This is a genomic window from Candidatus Paracaedimonas acanthamoebae, assembly GCA_017307065.1.
In the GTDB taxonomy this organism is placed as follows: Bacteria; Pseudomonadota; Alphaproteobacteria; order Caedimonadales; family Caedimonadaceae; genus Paracaedimonas; species Paracaedimonas acanthamoebae_A.
In genome coordinates this window covers 1-3744 of record JAFKGL010000047.1, presented here as the reverse complement: position 1 = coordinate 3744, position 3744 = coordinate 1, and the positions used below count along the sequence as shown (strand labels likewise).

Annotated in this window: 3 protein-coding genes; 2 read left to right on the top strand and 1 reads right to left on the bottom strand. The window is 45.1% G+C overall.

Features of this window, described 5'->3' with window-relative positions; translation table 11 throughout:
* Window positions 1-440 precede the first annotated feature (440 nt).
* Both J0H12_07640 and J0H12_07635 read left to right on the top strand, forming a co-directional pair.
* A complete protein-coding gene (locus tag J0H12_07640; GenBank protein MBN9413770.1) occupies window positions 441-1649 on the top strand; it encodes a phage portal protein in 1209 nt (402 codons plus the stop codon).
* 24 nt (window positions 1650-1673) lie between these two features.
* Complete coding sequence (locus J0H12_07635; GenBank protein ID MBN9413769.1) at window positions 1674-2216, top strand: HK97 family phage prohead protease; 543 nt, start codon at window positions 1674-1676, stop codon at window positions 2214-2216.
* Between the two features lie 76 nt (window positions 2217-2292).
* On the opposite strand, the gene J0H12_07630 is transcribed toward J0H12_07635, so the two are convergent.
* The coding region (locus tag J0H12_07630) for a hypothetical protein (GenBank protein ID MBN9413768.1) at window positions 2293-3744 on the bottom strand (1452 nt) is incomplete at its 5' end.

Genomic DNA, 3744 nt, shown 5'->3' with positions numbered 1-3744 from the left:
TGCGTGACAGGCACGGTGCACGTGGGGAATGGTGGTGAAAGGAAATGGTGATGGACCGATTCGTGATGGAAAGGTTTGGGAGAGATCGAAAGGTGACAGGTTCGATCTATAGGCTGCTTGAGATTCTCGGGACACGCCCGAGAATGACGCAGGTTGGATATGGTTGTGTTCCTTGGCGAGATGGAAGAAGAAAGGATAACAACTTTTATTTGGTCATCCTCGGCCTTGTGCCGAGGATCCCAGGCCACCAGACGATGTCAATAAGTCACCAAAAGGCCCTCAGTGTGCGTGACAGATGCAGTGAAGAAAGGGAAAAGGAGAAAAAGATGTAAAAACTAAATGGATCCATAAGAGTTTCTGGGCGTACGGTCCGCAAACTCAAAAACAAAAGAAAAAACAAAAAAGAATAAATAATTTAAATAAATTAAACAGGAGGTTACATGAAAAATTATTTTAAAAAATTAGGAAACATCTGGCCAACAATAAGCGGCCAGAAGAACAACGAACAAAAAGCAAGCCGTGTTGGAAAACTGATTGCGTTAAACCAAGTGGGACGCCCCCAATGGACCCCCAGGCAGTACGATGCTTTGACAGTTGAAGGATATCAAAAAAACATCATCGTCTATCGGGCTGTTAGTTTGATCGCACGCGGCGCAGCCAGTGTGCCATGGCGACTTTATAAGAATAATGAAGAGCTTTTGACGCATCCTCTTTTAACATTGTTGCATCATCCAAGTCCCCGACAAGGTGGCTCTGCCTTTATTGAAGCTGTTTTGTCGTATTTGTTGTTGGCTGGAAATAGTTACATTGAAATTGTCTCAGACATGAAAGGGCGGCCCGCGGAACTTTATCCTTTAAGGCCAGATCGTGTGCAGATTGTTCCAGGGGCCGCAGGGGTGCCACAGGCTTTTGAGTACACGGTCAATGGGACAAAGCGACAACTGAATGTCGATCCCACAACCGGATGGTCTCATGTTCTGCACTTAAAGTTATTTCATCCTCTCAATGATTGGTATGGAATGAGTCCGATTGAAGCAGCGGCCTGTTCGATTGATCAGCACAATACGGTGGCAAGTCATAATCTTGCTTTGCTGCAAAATGGAGGTCGACCGTCGGGGGCTCTGTTGGTCGGGCGAAATGATCGCGATTTAAATCTGACAGATGAGCAACGGCAAGAGTTGCGCGACGATGTTCGGGCTCTTTACCAAGGACAAGATAACGCAGGACGGATCCTCGTTTTGGAAGGTGATTTTGAGTGGCAAGAAATGGGACTTTCGCCCAAAGATCTCGACTTTATCGAAGGAAAAAGTATGACGGCACGTGAGATTGCACAAGCTTATGGAGTGCCGCCGATGTTAGTGGGAGTTCGGGGCGATGCGACTTTTTCAAATTACCGAGAAGCGCGCTTTCATCTGTGGGAAGATACGATCTTGCCTTTATTGGATTATTTGACGGATGAGTTGAATCGATGGTTGGCGCCGCAATTTGAACCAGGTCTGAAGCTGGTTCATGATGTGGACCGAATCCCGGCTTTGGCGCAACGGCGAGAAGAGGCTTGGTCCAAAATCGCCAATGCTTCTTTTCTGACGATAAACGAAAAGCGTCATGCAGTGGGGTATGTTCCTGTCCCCCATGGCGATCAGATTTAAGCAACCCATGGAAAGGAAAAAACAATGAAACTGAATAAAATTTCTTATCCGATTGAGCTTAAATATCTGGAAGAAGAGGGTGTCTTTGAAGGTTATGCCAGTGTATTTGAACACCTTGATGATCATGGAGTTCGTGTGATGAAGGGAGCTTTTATGGATTCCTTGCGGCACTGGTGGCATTCGGGGCAAGTGCCGAAAATGCTGTGGCAGCACGACCCCAGTCAACCGATTGGGGTTTGGGAATCTCTCGAAGAAGATGGTCATGGGTTGCGCGTGAAAGGACGATTACTGCTGGACGTGCAGCGTGGCCTTGAGGCCTATACATTGATGAAAGCCGGCGTTTTAGATAGTTTATCAATTGGGTATCGCGTGCTTGAGGCGCGACCAGGGAAAAAATCGGGTGAGCGACTTTTAAGCAAGCTTGAGCTACATGAAATATCGCTGGTGACCTTTCCAGCCAATGATCGAGCCAAGATTACACAGGTGAAAAACTTGTTCACTCAAGAATCCGAAATGATCCAGCGCATTTATGCCTTGGTCTCGTTGTTGAAGGATTGGAGTTTATGAAGTGTGCAACAGCCATGATGGAGCTAGAGGCATCTGAGTGACCAAGCTTCATGAGAGAGGCTTGGTATTCAGAAGATTATCCATTTGAGTTTTGAGCGGTAGGAATTTGTTTTATTAAATTGATTCCTTGGGCTGCAACCGCATCAATCCGGGGAACAAAAGCATAAAAGACAGTCCCATAATGATCTTCTTGTGATATCTGCCCCTTAATGGTCATGTTTGTTCCATCCATACTGATGCTCATGGCGTTGTTAAGGGTAGAACCTTGAGGTAAAAAATGTCTGAATAAAGATTCGATTGGGTACGTGCCAATATTTATATCCCACACAAAGGCTTTTTTTGTATTTTGGTGATCCTCACAATACCCCACAATGCGTCTGCCATCTGCGCTTATGGCTGTCGCAAAACTGTTGATATATCTTGGAGAAATATGAAGAGGCTTCATAAAACCGCCAGCCCTCACGGGTAAATTAAGCTCATGAGCCTTTTGTAAAGCTTCAGGGGGGGCTCTTCGCCATATAAAAGCTTTCGCATTGGGTTTATCACCATATTGAAACCTCTTCACTTTATAAGAAATTCCAACAACAACATTGCCGTCGGCACTGACAGCAGAAGCTTCACTTTCCATATCGCCTTCTAAGGTCCCCAAGGAACGCATCCCATCGGTTTCTGTCCAGATAAAGGCTTTACGCTTATTGTTATCGGCTCCATCATCAGAGATTCCGACAATCGTGGATTGGTTAAGGCTAATAGCCAGGGCACGACTTTTTTCTCCATTATTGATTGTTCCAAGAAACTGGACACTTTCATCTTCTCCTGTAAGGATCCATTGAGCAGCCTTTAAATGAAGGTAGGAGGCGTCAGGGTCTCTGGCTTCACCCACAATGACTGTCTTTTCTTGAGATGCAGCTATGCCAGTGGCTTTGCTAAATTCCTTATCCACATCTTCTAAATGTTCGAAGGTATTTTTAAGATAACGCACCTCTTCTGTTCCTTTTGTCAAAACAGCTGTTCTTCTCCTGTCATTTCGCATTGTTGCCCCTGCTTCGGTCCCCACACTGAGTGAGCCAGAGGCATCTACTGCATGCACAACAAAACCCTCCTCTATATTAGATTGGTGAGAGAGATAACACTGCCATCCTTGGGAAACGCGAGTTAAAGTACAAACGTAAGCTTCTTCATCTCCATAATTTTCAGAATCATCTTCCTCGATTAATTCTCCCTCCTTATGGTATCTTCCCACAACAGTTAAGCCATTTCCACTAACAAGGGCAGGAAACTCGGGGGACAAGTAATGAAGGGGAATGATCTCAGCTGAAATTGAGCGTTTAAGGAGATACTGATAAAAAGAGACGGTTTTTTGAGGGAAGGCTTTTGGTTCTTCGCCTTCTTTGTGAGAAAGTTGGAGATATCGATGAGTTCCAGGGATTCTTTTAGCATAGTTTTCCCAGATACTTGGGGTATTGATCACGTTGCCTAATTGTTTGCAGGTTTTAGCTAAAGCAACCCCATCTCTTATCTTTATATC

Excerpts from the sequence above, each read along its gene's own strand:
- J0H12_07635 (MBN9413769.1), top strand. The coding sequence starts at position 1,674 with ATGAAACTGAATAAAATTTCTTATCCGATTGAGCTTAAATATCTGGAA.
- J0H12_07640 (MBN9413770.1), top strand. The coding sequence starts at position 441 with ATGAAAAATTATTTTAAAAAATTAGGAAACATCTGGCCAACAATAAGC.